Source organism: Rhodoferax koreense (assembly GCF_001955695.1).
In the GTDB taxonomy this organism is placed as follows: Bacteria; Pseudomonadota; Gammaproteobacteria; order Burkholderiales; family Burkholderiaceae_C; genus Rhodoferax_B; species Rhodoferax_B koreensis.
Map to the genome: position 1 here is coordinate 1,647,275 of NZ_CP019236.1, position 14,914 is coordinate 1,662,188.

Consider the following 14,914-nt stretch of genomic DNA (forward strand, 5'->3'; position numbering starts at 1 on the left):
ATGGCCGACGCGTTTACGGTCGCCATCCTGCAGGCCCTGGCCGAGTCGTCCGAGCCCGTGTCATTGCCGAGGCTGGGCAAGCGGCTCGGCCTCGGCGCGAGTGTGCTGTTGCGCCGGCTGCACCTCATGAGCGAGGCCACGATCGGCGGCCAGCCCGGTCCGGACTGGCTGCGTGTAGAGTCGCTCGATGGCCGCTGGATGGTCCACCTCACCGAGGCGGGCCGGCGTACCCTGCCATCGCTGAAGGAACCCGATGCCGACACCTGACGACGACGCAATCATCACCGAGCAGATACCCGAGCCGCTGGCACCGTGCCGCGTGTGGTCATTCTCGGCGCAGACCGGCCCCACAGGTGCCGCACGCGACGACGTGGTGGCAGCCGAGGTGCCGGTGGCGCTGGTGTTCAACGGCATCTCGCATGCGGTGATGATGGCCACACCGGCGGATCTGCACGAATTCGCGCTCGGCTTCGCGCTGAGCGAAGGCCTGGTCGACAGCCCGGCCGACGTGTATGGGGTCGAGCTGCTCGGCTCGCCCGCCGCGTGCGAAGTGCACCTGGACATCGCCTCGCGCTGTTTCGCGCGGCTGAAGGAACGGCGCCGTGCGCTGGCGGGCCGTACCGGTTGCGGCATTTGCGGCATCGACAGCCTCGAGGCGCTGGACATCGTGCCCGAGGCGATCACGCCGCGCGCCTGGGTGGCGTCGATGCCGGCGGCTACCGTGCTGCGCGCCATCGACGCCATGCCGGCCTGGCAGACCTTGAATGCCGAGGCCGGCGCCGTGCATGCCGCGGGCTGGGCTGCACCGGACGGCACGCTGCGCGATGTGCTCGAAGACGTGGGCCGGCACAACGCGCTCGACAAGCTGCTCGGCCGGCTGGCGCTGCAGGGGCGGTTGAAGGAAGACGGCTTTGTCGTCATGTCCAGCCGCGCAAGCTACGAGCTGGTGCGCAAATGCGCGCGGCTCGACATCCCCATGCTCGCCACGATCTCTGCGCCCACCTCGCTTGCGCTGGAGATTGCCACGCGGGCCGGGTTGCAGCTCTGGGGCCTGTGCCGCTCGCCGCGCGCGACGCGTTACGTGCCGGCGGCATGATGTTCATCCGTCGGCTCCGTGTTGCATGGCTGATGGCCGGGCTGTGGCCTGTTCTGGCTTGCAGCGCGAACGAACCGACGCCTCAACAGAAAGCGCAGGACTACGGCTGCTTTTCCTGCCATGGCCTGGTGCACAAGCAGGTCGGCCCGGGCTTTGCCCAGGTCGCCGAGCGCTACCGGAACGACCCGGCCATGCCCGCACAGCTCGCGGCCAAGATCCGCAGCGGCAGCGTGGGCACCTGGGGCCGCGTCATCATGCCGCGCCAGCCCAAGGTCAGCGAAGCCGATGCGCGCCTGCTCGCGATCTGGGTGCTGTCGCAGCCGGCGCCGTGATCGGTGGCGGCCCCGTTTCAGCCGCCGGCTGCCCCCTGGGTATTCACATACAGCGCATAGACCGACTGGCTCGCCGCCATGAACAGGCGGTTGCGCGCCGGGCCGCCGAAACACAGGTTGGCGCAGCGTTCCGGCAGGTGGATGTGGCCGATGGCGGTGCCCTCCGGGGCGAAGATGCGCACGCCGTCGCGGCCCTCGCCCAGGCCCCATCCGGCCCAGAGGTTGCCGTCCACGTCGCAGCGAAAGCCATCCGGCGTCTCGCCTTCCGCGCATTGCACGAAGACCCGGTCGTTTTCGAGCCGCTGTCCGTCCTGGCTCAGGTCGAAGACCCGGATGCGGCGGGGCACCGCACCGGACTCGACCAAGTAGAGCCGGCTTTCGTCGGGCGAGAAACACAGGCCGTTCGGCCGCGCCACGGCCGAGGTGACAACGGTGGCCGCCCCCGTGACTGGGTCGAGCCGGTAGACGTTGGTCGGCAACTCGCTGGGGGCTGGCGCGCCTTCGTAGAAACCGAGGATGCCGAACGGCGGGTCGGTGAACCAGACCGAACCGTCGGACTTGACCACCACGTCGTTCGGCGAATTCAGGCGCTTGCCCTCGAAGCGGTCCATCAGCACGGTGAGGCTGCCGTCGTATTCGGTGCGCACCACGCGCCGGCCGCCGTGTTCGCAGCCGACGAGCCGGCCCTGCCGGTCGCGCGTGTGGCCATTGGCGTAGTTCGACGGTTTGCGGAACACGCTCACCGCGCCGGTTTCCTCTTCCCACTTCATGATGCGGTTGTTCGGGATGTCGCTCCACAGCAGGTAGCGCCCGTCGCCGAACCAGGCCGGCCCTTCGGCCCAGCGCATGCCGGTGGCCAGCCGCTCCACGGCGGCTGATGTGATGCGGTAGTTGAGAAAGCGCGGATCGAGCACCTCGATCGCCGGGTCGGGATAACGTTCGCTGGCTTGCCACATGAAGAAATCCTCTTTGTCAGCGGCTCGCCAAAATGAACAGCCGCGGGAACGGCAGCAGCACGGTGCCGTCCGGCAGCGCCGGATAGGCCTTGGCGATGGCTTCGAGGTAACGCGCAAGAAAGGCGGCTTTTTCGTCCGCATCGAGCGGCGCCACATAAGGCCTGAGCGCCGTGCCCTTGAACCATTCGACCACTGCAGCCGCGCCGCCTTTGAGCGGGTGGAAGTAGGTGGTGCGCCACACGTCGACCTGGCTGCAAACCGGGCGCAGCAGTGCGTAGTAGAACTCGGCGCTGTGGCGTGGCGGATGTTCGAGACCGCCGATCTTGGCCGACCAGGGGCCATCGGCCGCCACCTCGCGCATCAGGCGGTGTGCCGGCTCCTCGAGGTTGTCGGGCGTCTGCACGGCCAGGCTGCCGCCCGGCGCGAGTTGCGCCACGAGCCGCGGGTAGAGCCGTGCATGGTCGGGCAGCCATTGCAGCGAGGCGTTGGCCAGGATCACGTCGTAGCTTTGCGGTGGCTGCCAGCTGGCGATGTCGGCCACCTCGAACCGCAGCGCGGGCAGGCGCTCGCGTGCGGCGGCCACCATGTCGTCGGAACTGTCCATGCCGGTCACGACCGCGCCGGGGTAGCGCCGGGCCAGTACTTCGGTCGAGTTGCCCGGGCCGCACCCTATGTCGACCGCGCTGCGTACATGTTCGACCTGCAGCGCGGCGACGAGATCGCGCACCGGGCGGGTTCGCTCCTGTTCGAAGCTTGAATACTGTCGGGCTGACCAGGTCATCGTGATTCCTTTCGAGCGGGATGGCGGAAGCGCTAGCGTACTGTAGCTGTCGGGGCCGCGCCGGTAGAGTGCATCCGCTGGTAACATGGTGCTCAATTATTTTCAACTAAAGTTTTGTGTACAAATAACGATAGACAGCTGAATATTGTGCAAATCGATGGTGACGTCTCGCCCGCCCCTGTTGTCGATCCGCAGCTGCTGCCTGGCCTTGGTGCTGGCCTGGAGCTGGGTCCTGCTCGCCTCTGCCGTCGCCCGGGCCGAGGTGGTGCCACTGGTGACACTGGACGCAGCGCCTGGGGGGACTTCCCTGGTCGGGCGCATCGGCTATCTGGAGGACGTCCAGGGCAGCATGAGCATCGCCGACATCCGCAACACTTCCCTGGACGACCGCTTCGCCGTGCCGTCGTCGGTCGTGCAGCAATCTGGCCTGGATGCGCATGCGCGCTGGTTCAAGGTGCGGCTGCACCAGGCAGGCAGCAACGGCAATTGGTTGATCGACTCCTCCAATTCCATCCTCCAGCACTTCAGCGTGTACGGCCCCTACGACGTCAATGGCACGGCCTTGGCACCTCCGCGCCTCGGCGACCTGGCCGTGCCGTCGGCGCAGCCCGCGCTGGACGGCGACCGCGCCATGTACCGGTTCCATCTGGCGCAGCCGGGCGAGTACACCTTGTACCTGCGCGCCGTCTCCGACCTGCCGCAGTACTACCAGTGGAGCGTGTGGGACGCGGTCCAGTTCGGCCAGGCCGAGCAGGGTCTGTCGATGTACAACGGCATCTGTTATGGGCTGCTGCTCGGTATGCTGATCTACAACCTGATGCTGCTGGCGGTGTTCCGCGAGCCGCTGTATGGCTATCACTTCCTGGCCTGCCTGTTCGCGATCGTCACCATCGCCGCGCTCAACGGCCATCTCGGCCGCTATCTGCTGGCCGATGCCCGCGCCTGGGTGCCGACCGTGGTCCTGGCCGCGCCGCCGCTATGGATCGCCTTCGCCGCACTGTTCTGCCGCAGCTTCCTCGAGCTGCCGCGTTATGCGCCGCGTCTTGCCAGGAGCCTGCTGGCTTTCATGCCGCTGTGCGGATTGGCCGTGCTGCTGGCGTTGCTGGGGCCGACGCGCTGGGCCCTGGTCCTCACCCAGGCCCTGTCGTTGGCAACGCCCGTCGTCATGTTCGCCGCCGCAGGCGTGGCGTTGCAACGCGGCTTCAGGCCTGCTGGCTGGTACCTGGCCGCGCTGGCGGTGCTGTTCTTCGCGGCCGCCGGTGTGGCGCTGAACAATTTCCGGGTCTTGGATCTGCCCTGGCACTACGACGGCCTGCAATTCGGCCTGGTGGTCGAGATCACCGTGCTCGTCGTCGCGATGGGCAGCCGCATCCATCTCGTGCGCAAGCTCAATGGCGAGCTTGGCCAGAAGGCCGAGCAACTGGCCCGCGATGCGCAGACCGATCCGCTGACCGGCCTGTCCAACCGCAGCGGATGGACGCAGCATGGACGTCGCCTGCTGGAGACGAGCACGCAGGCGGCCGTGCTGCTGATCGACCTGGACCATTTCAAGCCCGTGAACGACCAATGCGGCCATGCGGCCGGCGACAAGGTGCTGGCCACCGTCGGCCAGCGCCTGCAGTCCGTGCTGGGCGGGCGCGATCTGGCGGCGCGCCTGGGCGGTGACGAGTTCGCGGTGCTGCTCGGCGACACGCCCGACCGCGCGGCGTTGCAGGCCCTGGTACAGCGGATGATCCATCTGGTCGCACAGCCGGTGCCTTTCGACGGAAAGCAGCTGAAGGTGGGGTGCAGCATCGGCATCGCCCGGTTTCCTTCCGACGGGCGCGACCTGAGCGTGCTGATGCATGCGGCCGACCAGGCCATGTACTTCGTGAAGAAGCATGGACGCGGCGACAGCGCGTTCAACGAGGACACGACGCCCGCGACGCTGGCTGCGGCCTGAAGGGCTTGCACCGCTCCGGGGGCGTGATACCGCAATACCGCAATGCCCGCAATTCCACCTGAACCGCGTGGGCGTCGGCATTTGCGCTAAGGTAGCGGCCACTTATGAAAAACTCCTTCTGGCGCCTGGGCTGGCGCACGCTCTGGCGCGACCTGCGCTCGGGGGAACTGCGGTTGCTGATCGTGGCCGTGACGCTGGCCGTGGCCGCGCTCAGCGCGGTCGGTTTCTTCGCCGACCGGCTGCAGGGCGGCCTGCAGCGCGACGCGCGGCAACTGCTCGGCGGCGACGCGGTGCTGGTCAGCGACAACGCGCCGCCGGCCGGCTACCTGGCGCAGGCGCGCGCGCTGGGCCTGCAGACCGCGCTCACAGTGGGCTTTCCGACCATGGGCCGGGCCCCGGATGCCCAGGGCGGCGCGGCCAAGCTGGTGGCGCTCAAGGTGGTGCCGCCGGGCTATCCGCTGCGCGGCAGCCTGAAGGTGGCCAGCGGACCCGATGCGCCGAACGCGCCCGGCGCGGCCACGCGGGAGATCCCCGCGCCGGGCGAGGCCTGGGTGGATGCGCCGCTGCTCGATGTGCTCGGCCTGCGCATGGGCGACCAGTTGCTCATGGGCGATTCGGCGTTCCGCATCGCGCGCATCATCGTCATCGAGCCCGACCGCGGCGGCGGGTTCATGAGCTTCGCGCCGCGCGTGATGATCAACGAGCGGGATCTCGCCGCCACCGGGCTGGTCCAGCCGGCGAGCCGGCTCACCTACCGCCTGGCCGTGGCCGGCGCCGAGCGCCCGGTGGCCGACTTCGTGGCCTGGGCCGATGCCGAGATCAAGAAACCCGCCACGCGCGGGCTGCGCCTGGAGTCGCTGGACAGCGGCCGGCCCGAGATGCGCCAGACGCTGGAGCGCGCCAACAAGTTCCTGAACCTGGTGGCGCTGCTGTCGGCGCTGCTGAGCGCGGTGGCGGTGGGCCTGGCCGCACGCGGCTTCGCGGCGAATCACCTGGACGACTGCGCCATGCTGCGTGTGCTGGGCCAGAGCCAGCGCACCATCGCCCTGAGTTATGCCTTCGAGTTCGCGCTGGTCGGCCTGTTCGCGAGCGGACTCGGCGTGGCGCTCGGTTTCGGCGTGCATTACGCCTTCGTCGCGCTGCTGGCCGGCCTGGTCGATGCCACGTTGCCCGCGGCGACGCTGTGGCCCGTGATGTTCGGCCTGGGCATGGGCCTGACGCTGCTGTGCGCCTTCGGCCTGCCGCCAGTGTTGCAGCTGGCGCAGGTGCCGCCGCTGCGCGTGATCCGGCGCGACATGGGCAACCTCAAGCCGACGTCGGTGGCCGCGCTCGGCCTGGGCGTGCTCGGCTTCGCGGCGCTGCTGCTGGCGGCCAGCAGCGATGTGAAACTGGGGCTGATCGCGGTCGGCGGCTTCGGCGCGGCGGTGCTGGTGTTTGCGGCGCTGAGTTGGGTGTGCGTGATGTTGTTGCGGCGCAGCGTCAACGAGGCCACGGCGCCGCGCTGGCTGGTGCTGGCCACGCGCCAGATCTCGGCGCGGCCGGCCTATGCCGTGGTGCAGGTGAGCGCGCTTGCCGTCGGGCTGCTGGCGCTGATGCTGCTGGTGCTGCTGCGCACCGACCTCGTCGACAGCTGGCGCAAGGCCACGCCGGCCGATGCGCCCAACCGCTTCGTGATCAACGTCATGCCCGAGCAGAACGAACCGTTCCAGAAGGCCCTGCGCGACGGTGGCGTGCGCCAGTACGACTGGTACCCGATGATCCGCGGCCGTCTGGTGGCCGTGAACGACAAGCCGGTTTCGCCCGACGACTACACCGACGACCGCGCCAAGCGCCTGGTCGACCGCGAGTTCAACCTGTCGAACAGCGCCACCCGGCCGCCGCACAACGAGATCGTCGCCGGCAAATGGACCGACGAGGAGCCCGGTGCGATCAGCGTGGAGGAAGGCATCGCCAAGACGCTCGGCCTGAAGCTCGGCGATTCATTGCGCTTCGACATGGGCGGGCAGCAGACCGATGCGAAGATCACCTCGTTGCGCAAGGTGGACTGGGGCTCGATGCACGCCAACTTCTTCGTGATCTACCCGGTCAGCACGCTGCCCGACGTGCCGGTGACCTACATGACGGCCTTCCGCGCACCGGACACCAAGGGTTTCGACAACAGCCTGGTGCGGGCTTTTCCCAATGTCACCAACGTCGATCTCAGCACCGCGCTGGCCCAGGTACAGCGCGTGCTGGACCAGGTGATCCGCGCGGTTGAATTCCTGTTCGGCTTCACGCTCGCCGCCGGGCTGGTGGTGCTGTTCGCCGCCATCACCGCCACGCGCGAGCAGCGCGCGCGCGAATTCGCCATCATGCGTGCGCTGGGTGCGCCGGCCGCGTTGCTGCGCCAGGTGCAGCGCGCCGAACTCGCCGGCGTCGGCCTGCTCGCCGGTTTCCTGGCCAGCCTCGCGGCCGTGGCCGTGGGCTGGGCGCTGGCGCGTTTCGTGTTCGACTTCGCCTGGACCTCGTCGCTGTGGGTGCCCGTGCTCGGCGCGTTGGCCGGTGCCGTGCTGGCGCTGGCAGCCGGTTGGTGGGGGCTGCGCGAGATCTTGCGCCGGCCGGTGATGCTGACGCTGCGCAGCGCTTCGGATTGAACCGGCATGGGCCGGCCTTCAGGCCGTCGGCACCGTGCCGCCGTCGATGACGTACTCCGTCCCGGTGATCGCGCCGGCCTGCGGCGACACCAGGAACGCCACCAGGTCGGCCACCTCCCCGGGTCGGCAGGGCCGGCCAAGCGGAATGCCACCGAGGGAAGCCATCAACGACTGCCGGGCGGCGTGCTCGTCGGTGCCGTTCTGGCGGGCGATCTCCCGCACCAGCGCCACGGCTGCTTCGGTTGCCACCCAGCCGGGCGAAACCCGTACCACACGCACACCCCTTGGGCTGACTTCCTTCGACAGGCCCTTGCTGTAGTTGGAGAGCGCGGCCTTGGCCGCGGCGTAGGCGAGCGTGGCTTCGTGCAGCGGCAACTGCCGCTGGATGGACGTGATATGCACGATCACGCCAGAGCCTTGCGCCAGCATGCCGGGCAGAAGCGCGCGGTCGAGCCGCACCGCGGGGAGCAGGTTCAGGTCGATTGCCCGCTGCCATTGCGCGTCGTCCAGCACGGCATGGCCGCCGGCCGGGGCGCTGGAGCCGCCGACCACATGCACGATGATGTCCACGCCGCCGAATTTCGCCTGCACGGCCTCGGCCACTGCTTGGCAGCCTGCGGCCGTGCTCACGTCCGCCGCGGTGAAGCTCTCCGCCTGCAGATCGGCCGGGCGCGAGCGCGCCGTGGTCCACACCCGGGCGCCAGCCGCGCTCAGCCGGGTCACCACGGCCGCGCCGACCCCCTTGGTGCCGCCGGTGACCAGGGCGCGCAGGCCTTCGAGCTGGACCGGGTTGCGGATCGCCAGCGACTGGATCTTGTCGTCCGCGACGGTGAAGACATGCATCAGGTTGACCGGACTGCCGGGGAAGTTTCCCGCCACCCGCGTCAGCAGCTTGAGCTGGCCGTCCTGGGGCGTGAGGCTGATCGCTGTGAGGTCGTATTGGTACTTGGCCTGGGCCGCCTGCTTCCAGGCCTGGATTTGCGCCAGGCCCTGCCAGGTCTGGCCTTCGTCGTGGACCGTGGCATCGGGTGCAAAGCAGGCATCGAGCCGCGAGGGGTCGCGCAGGCGCTGTGCTTCCAGGTAGCGGGCGAGGGCGGGATGGTGTTCGAGTGTCATGGTGATGGCTTGGAGGTCGCGAGGTCTTGATGCTCGGGGTATCCTGATCGCATGAGAAGTACGCACCAGGAAGTAAGTGCCTTGCGTGGGGCCAATCCCCCGGCCCAGCGCAAGGTCTACACGCCGCTGTCGGCGGCCATCGACATCGAGGCACTCCTGGGCCTGGTGGAGGGGCGCTGGAAGCTGGTCATCCTGTTCCATCTGTTCGGCGGTCAGGTGCAGCGCTTCTCGGACCTCGAAAAACGCATCGACGGCATCTCGCAGAAGATGCTGGCGCAGCAGCTTCGTCAACTGGAGGCGGATGGCATCGTTGCGCGCACGGTGTATCCGGAAGTGCCGCCGCGAGTCGACTACCGCATGACGGCCTGGGGCCAGGCGCTGTGTCCGGCACTCGACGCCATCCTGCAGTGGGGCGAACAACGGGACACCTAGAATCCCCGCCCATGACACCCGAAGAACCCGCGCCCTTCAACACCCCTTTCGAATGGATCGGCGGAGAGGACCGCATCAAGGCCATGGTCGAGCGGTTCTACGACCTGATGGAACTCGAGCCGCAATACGCGGCCCTGCGCGCCGCCCATGGGCCGACCTTGGACAACGCGCGGCAGCGGCTGTTCTGGTTCCTGTGCGGCTGGATGGGCGGGCCGCAGCACTACACCGAGCAGTTCGGCCATCCGCGGCTGCGCATGCGGCACATGCCTTTCGCCATCGGCATTCTGGAGCGCGACCAGTGGCTGGCCTGCATGGACCAGGCGATGGGCGAGACCGGCGTGCCGGACGACCTGCGCCAGCGGCTCAAGGCCAGTTTCTTCCAGACCGCGGACTGGATGCGCAACAAGGGGGTCTGAGCTACGGCTAGGCCGCTTGGGACCGCTCAGGAACTGCTCTGGAACAGCGCGTCGGCCTTGTCCATGAAGTCGGCGGCCAGGGCCGGATCCGCGTCCCACAACGCGTTGAAGGCCTGGGCGCAAGCGCTGTGTTGCGCCGCAGGCGAAAGGAAGGCGTCCAGGCGCTTTTGCAGCTTGGCCTTGGTCGCCGCGTTGGCCGCCACCAGCAACTGGCGGCACATGCCCACCGCCAGAATCACACCGGCACGGGCCTTGAAGATGTCACCGCGCCGGTCGGCGTCGTCCAGTCCGAAGAAGGCGATGGTGACCAGCGCGCGTTGCCGTGGGAAACCGCTCTTGGCCACGGCGCAGGGCGAGGCGCCGTTGAAGCCGATCAGACTTTGCGGGTCGGTGTCGCGGCTGCCGATCGGATACACCAGATAGGCTTTCTCGGCCTTGAGCGCAGCCGTCGCGGCGCTGGTTTTTGCGGGCGCGGCGGCGGTGGGGAAGCGGTCGCCCTTGTAGCTGGTGTTGCAGGTCTTGCACGACACCGCATAGTTCCAGATCGAATAGGGCAGGAGGTGGTAACCGGCGGCGTCGCCTCGTGCAACCACGATCTTCAACGCGGCCAGCGGTGCCGGAGGCGACCACGGCTGCACGCGCGACTTGGGCCGGAAGTGCTCCACGTCGAACTCGACCCGGCCGGCCGCGCCACCGACCACGGTTTCGCAGTACGCGCATTTCGAGTGCTGCAGCGTGATGTAGACGCCCTTGACGTCGGTCCAGAGTTCCGGGAACTGCCCGTTGGTCCAGCGGCCGGCCTTCGCCACGGCCGCCTGGCCCGTGGCGGCCAGCGCCAGCCACCCCGCCTTGCCGCCCTGCGCAGGGTCTTCGATGCGCCGGCGCAGTTCGGCTTCGCCGATAGGGTAGCGGATCATCGCGCGCCGCCGCCCTGGCCCGGCGCCAGCGCATCGAGGAAGCGCAGCGCGGCCTGGGCATCGCCGCCGCGGGCCTGCGTGGCCAGGCGTTTCAAGGTGTCGCGCTGGCCTGCGGCGCGCGTGGAGGGCAGGCCGAAAAGATCGCTCACCAGCAACTGGTCGGCGTCGAGTCCGTAGACCGGCCGGTCGATGCGTGTGGCTTCCACGCCGTCGCCGGCGCGGCGCAGCACCAGCAGGTTGGCAATGTCGAGCCCGCCCACCACCAGCGGGCTGTGGCAGGTGAGGATGAACTGCACCCGGGGCAGCGCGGCGGCCAGGGTGGGCACGATCTGCATCTGCACCGACGGATGCAGGTGCGCGTCGATCTCGTCGACCAGCGCAATGCCGGGCTGATCGGCCAGGGCCTGGCCGCGCGGACAGGCGGCGCACAGGTGGTAGAGCAGGTCGGCCACCCAGCCGATGAAGCTGCGCTGCGCGTCGGACCAGGCGGCCAGCGGCAGCGCGACAGGGGCCTGGCCTTCGAAAAGGTAGATACCCTGGCGGTCGCGCCGGCCCGTGAAGCGGCAGGACACGGGGGCGAGCAGGCGGTTGAGCAGCGCTGTGGCCTCCTGAAAGCGGCGCCGGCTGCGCTGCAGCTGCGGCATCCACATCTCCAGCGCCACCAAGCCGCCGCCGTGGTCGAGCAGGCTGGCGAAACGCTGCGCCTGCAGCGAAGTCGGCTGGCCGCGTGCGGTGGCGGAGGCAGCCGCAGCTGCGTTTCGCGTCGCGCCGTAGCCGACGGCGAAGCCGGCCGGGGCGGCGCCGCGGGTCCTGGGGTTCGGGCCCAGCCATTCGGTCTGTTCGCCGCGGGTGTTGCCGGTCTCGCGCACGATGCGCAGCATGCTGTGGACGGACGGGGGTGCAGCCAGGCTGCGCGCACCCCGAGGAGATGCCGCGGAAGCGAAGACGGCTTCGATCTCGGCCGCATGGGCGCCGACCGCGCGGCTGCGGGCAGCGTCCCCGCCGGGCTGCATGCGCACCATCGGCCGTGTCGGCAAATCGCCGGCATCAGGCCCGAGCACCGCCAGCGCCACGGCCTGCAGCAGCGAGGATTTGCCCACGCCGTTGTCGCCGAGGATCACGTTCACGTTGGCCAGGCGCGGCGGCACCATGCCGCTGGCCGGGCCGTAACGCTGGCCATCGAAGGCGAAATTGGCCTCCAGCGCCGCGATGCTGCGCAGGTTGCGAACCGACAACTGGTGGATGTACATCGCGCCTCCGGGTGCGCGGTTATAACGTCGAAGCCGTCGGGGTGCAACGCCTGTTCAGGCGATGCGGCGGCCTGTCAGGCGCGCCAGAGGTTGTCCGCGAAGCGTGCGCCGAACTTGAGGCGGCTGCGATCCCAGGGCGTGAAGCGCGGGATCTGGAACAGGTCGGTGCCGGCATCGGCCGCGCCCTTGGTGGTGGAGACGGCGGCGTCGAAGCCGAGTTCGCGCACGATGCGCACGCTCTCGGGGATGTAGTCGGTGCCGGGCTTGCCGTTGGGGTAGGCGAACAGGCCCACGCGTTCGCCGAGCACACTTTCCAGGAAGCGCTGGCTCTGCGCGATCTCGGCATAGGCAGCGTCGGCTTCGAGCTTGGCCAGGATCGGGTGCGACCGTGTGTGCGCCCCGATCTGCATGCCGGCGTCGCGCAGTTCGCGCACCTGCTGCGACGTCATCATCAGGTCCACCGGCGGCTTCACGGCCGCGCAATCGGCGATCTTCTCGGTGAGCAGGTGGCGCTCCAGCACCGGCAGGTATTTGATCTGGCCGATGATGTGCTCGATGGCCTGGCGCTTGGCCTCGGGCGTGTCGATGGTGTGGCTGCCGAGGTGGCCCGAGCCGTCGCGCTTGGCGAGTTGGGTCAGGTCGAGCTGCGGCGACTGGCACAGGCGCACCGATTCGATCACGGTGTCGTTCCACATGCGGCCGCCATCGAGGAAGTCGGTGGCGATGAAGAAGGTGGAGGTCAGGCCGTGCCGGGCCAGGATCGGCAGGGCCACGGTGCGGTTGTCGGCATAACCGTCGTCGAAGGTGATGGCGGCGGCGCGCTCGGGCAGGCTGCGTTCCTTCAGCTTCTGCACTGCGACGTCCAGCGGCAACACGTTGCACCAGGCCTTCATCCAGCCGCAGATCGCGTCGAAGGCGGCGGCATCGACTTCGCCGGGGAAGATCGGGTCGCGTTCGGGCAGGACGCGGTGAAAGATCAGGATCGACAGGCGGCCGCGTTCACCGGCGGGCGAGAGTTGCTTCAGGAGGGTTTTGAACATGTTTTTCGCGAGACGGCTGCACCAGCGCCGACAGAGTGTATGACGTTGCAGCGCGCCGGTCGGTTGACCCTGCGGTTCAGCCGGGCTTGAGCAGCACCACCAGCGCACCCGCGCCGCCGTCGATCGGCCGGGCCTGCACGAAGGCCAGCACCTCGTTCTTCTGCACCAGCCAGTTGCGCACCTTGCCCTTGAGCACCGGCGTCTTGCCGGGTGAGCTCAGGCCCTTGCCGTGCACCACGCGCACGCAGCGGATGCCGTGCTTCTGCGCGTCGCGGATGAAGCCCGACAAGGCGTCGCGTGCGGCGTCGCTGCGCAGGCCGTGCAGGTCGATCTGGCGCTGGATGCTCCATTCGCCCTTGCGCAGCCGGCGCGTCACGTCGGCGCCGATGCCCTGGCGGCGATAACTCAGCGCGTCGTCGGTGTCGAGCAGGTTGCTGGCGTCGAAGCCGTCGCTGATCGCCTCGACCAGCACCGCCTGTTCGTCGCGCTGCAGCTGGGTGGCCACCGGCTCGGGCTGGGCCTTCCTGAGTTCGGCCTTGCGCTGGTCGGGCAGCGGGTTGACGGCGCCGACGGCCAGCATGAACAGGTTCTTCTGCGCCGCGAGCCGGCGTTCGCGCTCGAGCTGGGCGGCGCGTTCGGCGGCCTGCCGTGCGGCGGTCTCCTGGATGGACTTCTGGATCTTCTTCAGGTCCTGCAGCGAGGTGATCTTCAAAGCAAACCCTTCTCGGCCATCGACAACGACACGCCGGGGCCGACGATCACATGGTCCAGAACCCGCACATCGACCAGGCCCAGCGCCGACTTCAGCGTCTGCGTCAGGGATTCGTCGGCCCTGGAGGGCTGCACGCTGCCGCTGGGGTGGTTGTGGGCCAGCACCACGGCCGCGGCCTGGTGGTGCAAGGCGCGCAGCACGACTTCGCGCGGGTAGATGCTGGTCTGGGTCAGGCTGCCCTTGAACATTTCCTCCATGGCCAGCAGCCGGTGCTGCGCGTCGAGGAACATCACCGCGAACACCTCGTGCGCCTTGGCCGCCAGGTGCAACTGCAGGAAATGCTTCACGGCTTCGGGCGCCGTCAGCACCTCGCGCTCCTGGAGCTGCTGTGCCAGCGCGCGCCGCGACAACTCCAGCACGGCCACGATCTCGGCGCGCTTGGCCGGCCCCAGGCCCTTGATGCGCCTGAGGCCATCGGCCGTGGTGTGCAGCAGCCCGGCGATGCCGCCGAAGCCCAGCGGCGGCGGCGCGAGCAGTTCCTGGGCCAGCATCAACACGCCCTTGCCCTGGATGCCGGTGCGCAGCAGCAGCGCCAGCAGTTCCGCGTCGACGAGCGCGCCGGGGCCGCGCGCGAGCAGCTTCTCGCGCGGCTGTGCATCGGGGGGCAAATCTTTGAGCGGCATTGCAGAGGCGGCAGGGTCGGGCGGGGCATGCAGGGTTTTATGGTTCTTGGCGGGGGCTGGCCGCTTAACTTTCTACAATGGAGGCCAGTTTATTCGCCAAATGCCGACCCGGCCACTATCGGGCGCGGCCCAGAGAGTTTTTATGTCCACCACCATCGCCACCGTCCAACCCGGGTCTTTCCTGACCCTGCATTACCGCCTGGCGGGGCCGGGGGGCGACATCATCAACACCTTCGAAGGCAAGCCGGCCACGCTGTCGCTGGGCACGGGAGAGCTGTCGCCGGCCGTCGAGCAGCGGCTGCTGGGGCTGGAAGAGGGCACACGCGCCAGCTTCGAGATCCCGGCGGGCGAGGCCTTCGGCGAACGCAAGCCCGACATGGTGCAGTGGGTGGCGCGCAAGCTGCTCAACCAGCTGGGCGACCCCGACGAGACCTACCGCGTGGGCGACGTGGTGCAGTTCCCCACGCCGGACGGCCTGGGCCAGTACGCTGGTGCGGTGCAGCAGGTCGGCAAGGCCGATGGATCGGACGCCGTGTTGTTTGACTTCAACCACCCGCTGGCCGACCAGCCGGTGACGTTCGAAGTGCTGTTGATCGGTGTGCTATGAG

At 68.8% G+C, this 14,914-nt stretch carries 16 protein-coding genes and 1 pseudogene; 8 read left to right on the top strand and 9 right to left on the bottom strand.

Features of this window, described 5'->3' with window-relative positions:
- The 3 genes from RD110_RS07695 to RD110_RS07705 are packed head-to-tail and all read left to right on the top strand — an operon-like array spanning position 1 to position 1,428.
- Positions 1–267: a hypothetical protein gene (locus RD110_RS07695; RefSeq protein WP_076198228.1), complete on the top strand. Its 267-nt coding sequence runs from the start codon at positions 1–3 to the stop codon at positions 265–267.
- On the top strand, positions 254–1,096 hold the full coding sequence (gene fdhD, locus RD110_RS07700) for a formate dehydrogenase accessory sulfurtransferase FdhD (RefSeq protein WP_083686143.1): 843 nt from the start codon (positions 254–256) through the stop codon (positions 1,094–1,096). Before RD110_RS07695 ends, fdhD begins: the two co-directional genes overlap by 14 nt.
- Positions 1,093–1,428 (top strand): c-type cytochrome, encoded by a 336-nt coding sequence (locus RD110_RS07705; RefSeq protein ID WP_239467196.1) that lies wholly within the window; start codon positions 1,093–1,095, stop codon positions 1,426–1,428. Before fdhD ends, RD110_RS07705 begins: the two co-directional genes overlap by 4 nt.
- A gap of 17 nt (positions 1,429–1,445) precedes the next feature.
- On the opposite strand, the gene RD110_RS07710 is transcribed toward RD110_RS07705, so the two are convergent.
- Both RD110_RS07710 and tam read right to left on the bottom strand, forming a co-directional pair.
- Positions 1,446–2,384: an SMP-30/gluconolactonase/LRE family protein gene (locus RD110_RS07710; RefSeq protein ID WP_076198230.1), complete on the bottom strand. Its 939-nt coding sequence runs from the start codon at positions 2,382–2,384 to the stop codon at positions 1,446–1,448.
- 16 nt (positions 2,385–2,400) lie between these two features.
- Positions 2,401–3,165: a trans-aconitate 2-methyltransferase gene (gene tam, locus RD110_RS07715; RefSeq protein ID WP_076198232.1), complete on the bottom strand. Its 765-nt coding sequence runs from the start codon at positions 3,163–3,165 to the stop codon at positions 2,401–2,403.
- A gap of 157 nt (positions 3,166–3,322) precedes the next feature.
- Here tam and RD110_RS07720 point away from each other — a divergent pair, with 157 nt between their 5' ends.
- Both RD110_RS07720 and RD110_RS07725 read left to right on the top strand, forming a co-directional pair.
- The gene (locus RD110_RS07720) at positions 3,323–5,107 is read left to right on the top strand and encodes a diguanylate cyclase (protein ID WP_083686144.1); all 1,785 of its coding nucleotides are present in this window, start codon (positions 3,323–3,325) and stop codon (positions 5,105–5,107) included.
- Between the two features lie 104 nt (positions 5,108–5,211).
- On the top strand, positions 5,212–7,740 hold the full coding sequence (locus RD110_RS07725; RefSeq protein WP_076198236.1) for an ABC transporter permease: 2,529 nt from the start codon (positions 5,212–5,214) through the stop codon (positions 7,738–7,740).
- An 18-nt stretch (positions 7,741–7,758) separates the two neighbouring features.
- On the opposite strand, the gene RD110_RS07730 is transcribed toward RD110_RS07725, so the two are convergent.
- Both RD110_RS07730 and RD110_RS28525 read right to left on the bottom strand, forming a co-directional pair.
- A complete protein-coding gene (locus RD110_RS07730; protein WP_076204602.1) occupies positions 7,759–8,583 on the bottom strand; it encodes an SDR family oxidoreductase in 825 nt (274 codons plus the stop codon).
- Positions 8,584–8,607: 24 nt separating this feature from the next.
- Positions 8,608–8,856, bottom strand: a pseudogene (locus RD110_RS28525) (nuclear transport factor 2 family protein); the annotation flags it as partial.
- Between the two features lie 51 nt (positions 8,857–8,907).
- Here RD110_RS28525 and RD110_RS07735 point away from each other — a divergent pair.
- Positions 8,908–9,288, top strand: a complete 381-nt coding sequence (locus RD110_RS07735) for a winged helix-turn-helix transcriptional regulator (RefSeq protein WP_076198238.1) — start codon at positions 8,908–8,910, stop codon at positions 9,286–9,288.
- 11 nt (positions 9,289–9,299) lie between these two features.
- Positions 9,300–9,704 (top strand): group II truncated hemoglobin, encoded by a 405-nt coding sequence (locus tag RD110_RS07740; protein ID WP_076198240.1) that lies wholly within the window; start codon positions 9,300–9,302, stop codon positions 9,702–9,704.
- A 26-nt stretch (positions 9,705–9,730) separates the two neighbouring features.
- On the opposite strand, the gene RD110_RS07745 is transcribed toward RD110_RS07740, so the two are convergent.
- From RD110_RS07745 to radC, 5 genes are all read right to left on the bottom strand, one after another.
- Positions 9,731–10,621, bottom strand: a complete 891-nt coding sequence (locus RD110_RS07745; RefSeq protein ID WP_076198242.1) for an HNH endonuclease family protein — start codon at positions 10,619–10,621, stop codon at positions 9,731–9,733.
- The gene (locus tag RD110_RS07750; protein ID WP_076198244.1) at positions 10,618–11,871 is read right to left on the bottom strand and encodes an AAA family ATPase; all 1,254 of its coding nucleotides are present in this window, start codon (positions 11,869–11,871) and stop codon (positions 10,618–10,620) included. The genes RD110_RS07745 and RD110_RS07750 overlap by 4 nt, the downstream gene beginning before the upstream one ends.
- Positions 11,872–11,945: 74 nt before the next feature.
- Complete coding sequence (locus tag RD110_RS07755; RefSeq protein ID WP_076198246.1) at positions 11,946–12,911, bottom strand: polysaccharide deacetylase family protein; 966 nt, start codon at positions 12,909–12,911, stop codon at positions 11,946–11,948.
- Positions 12,912–12,987: 76 nt separating this feature from the next.
- On the bottom strand, positions 12,988–13,623 hold the full coding sequence (locus RD110_RS07760) for a Smr/MutS family protein (protein ID WP_076198248.1): 636 nt from the start codon (positions 13,621–13,623) through the stop codon (positions 12,988–12,990).
- Positions 13,620–14,306 carry a RadC family protein gene (gene radC / locus RD110_RS07765; protein ID WP_076198250.1) on the bottom strand — a complete coding sequence of 229 codons (687 nt, stop codon included), beginning with the start codon at positions 14,304–14,306 and terminating at the stop codon, positions 13,620–13,622. Before radC ends, RD110_RS07760 begins: the two co-directional genes overlap by 4 nt.
- Before the next feature lie 142 nt (positions 14,307–14,448).
- Between radC and RD110_RS07770 the strand changes: the two genes are divergently transcribed.
- On the top strand, positions 14,449–14,913 hold the full coding sequence (locus RD110_RS07770; protein ID WP_083686145.1) for an FKBP-type peptidyl-prolyl cis-trans isomerase: 465 nt from the start codon (positions 14,449–14,451) through the stop codon (positions 14,911–14,913).
- Position 14,914: the final 1 nt, after the last annotated feature.

Coding starts and splice junctions, on each gene's coding strand:
- RD110_RS07695 (WP_076198228.1), top strand. CDS start 1: ATGGCCGACGCGTTTACGGTCGCCATCCTGCAGGCCCTGGCCGAGTCG.
- fdhD (WP_083686143.1), top strand. CDS start 254: ATGCCGACACCTGACGACGACGCAATCATCACCGAGCAGATACCCGAG.
- RD110_RS07705 (WP_239467196.1), top strand. CDS start 1,093: ATGATGTTCATCCGTCGGCTCCGTGTTGCATGGCTGATGGCCGGGCTG.
- RD110_RS07710 (WP_076198230.1), bottom strand. CDS start 2,384: ATGTGGCAAGCCAGCGAACGTTATCCCGACCCGGCGATCGAGGTGCTC.
- tam (WP_076198232.1), bottom strand. CDS start 3,165: ATGACCTGGTCAGCCCGACAGTATTCAAGCTTCGAACAGGAGCGAACC.
- RD110_RS07720 (WP_083686144.1), top strand. CDS start 3,323: ATGGTGACGTCTCGCCCGCCCCTGTTGTCGATCCGCAGCTGCTGCCTG.
- RD110_RS07725 (WP_076198236.1), top strand. CDS start 5,212: ATGAAAAACTCCTTCTGGCGCCTGGGCTGGCGCACGCTCTGGCGCGAC.
- RD110_RS07730 (WP_076204602.1), bottom strand. CDS start 8,583: ATGCATGTCTTCACCGTCGCGGACGACAAGATCCAGTCGCTGGCGATC.
- RD110_RS07735 (WP_076198238.1), top strand. CDS start 8,908: ATGAGAAGTACGCACCAGGAAGTAAGTGCCTTGCGTGGGGCCAATCCC.
- RD110_RS07740 (WP_076198240.1), top strand. CDS start 9,300: ATGACACCCGAAGAACCCGCGCCCTTCAACACCCCTTTCGAATGGATC.
- RD110_RS07745 (WP_076198242.1), bottom strand. CDS start 10,621: ATGATCCGCTACCCTATCGGCGAAGCCGAACTGCGCCGGCGCATCGAA.
- RD110_RS07750 (WP_076198244.1), bottom strand. CDS start 11,871: ATGTACATCCACCAGTTGTCGGTTCGCAACCTGCGCAGCATCGCGGCG.
- RD110_RS07755 (WP_076198246.1), bottom strand. CDS start 12,911: ATGTTCAAAACCCTCCTGAAGCAACTCTCGCCCGCCGGTGAACGCGGC.
- radC (WP_076198250.1), bottom strand. CDS start 14,306: ATGCCGCTCAAAGATTTGCCCCCCGATGCACAGCCGCGCGAGAAGCTG.
- RD110_RS07770 (WP_083686145.1), top strand. CDS start 14,449: ATGTCCACCACCATCGCCACCGTCCAACCCGGGTCTTTCCTGACCCTG.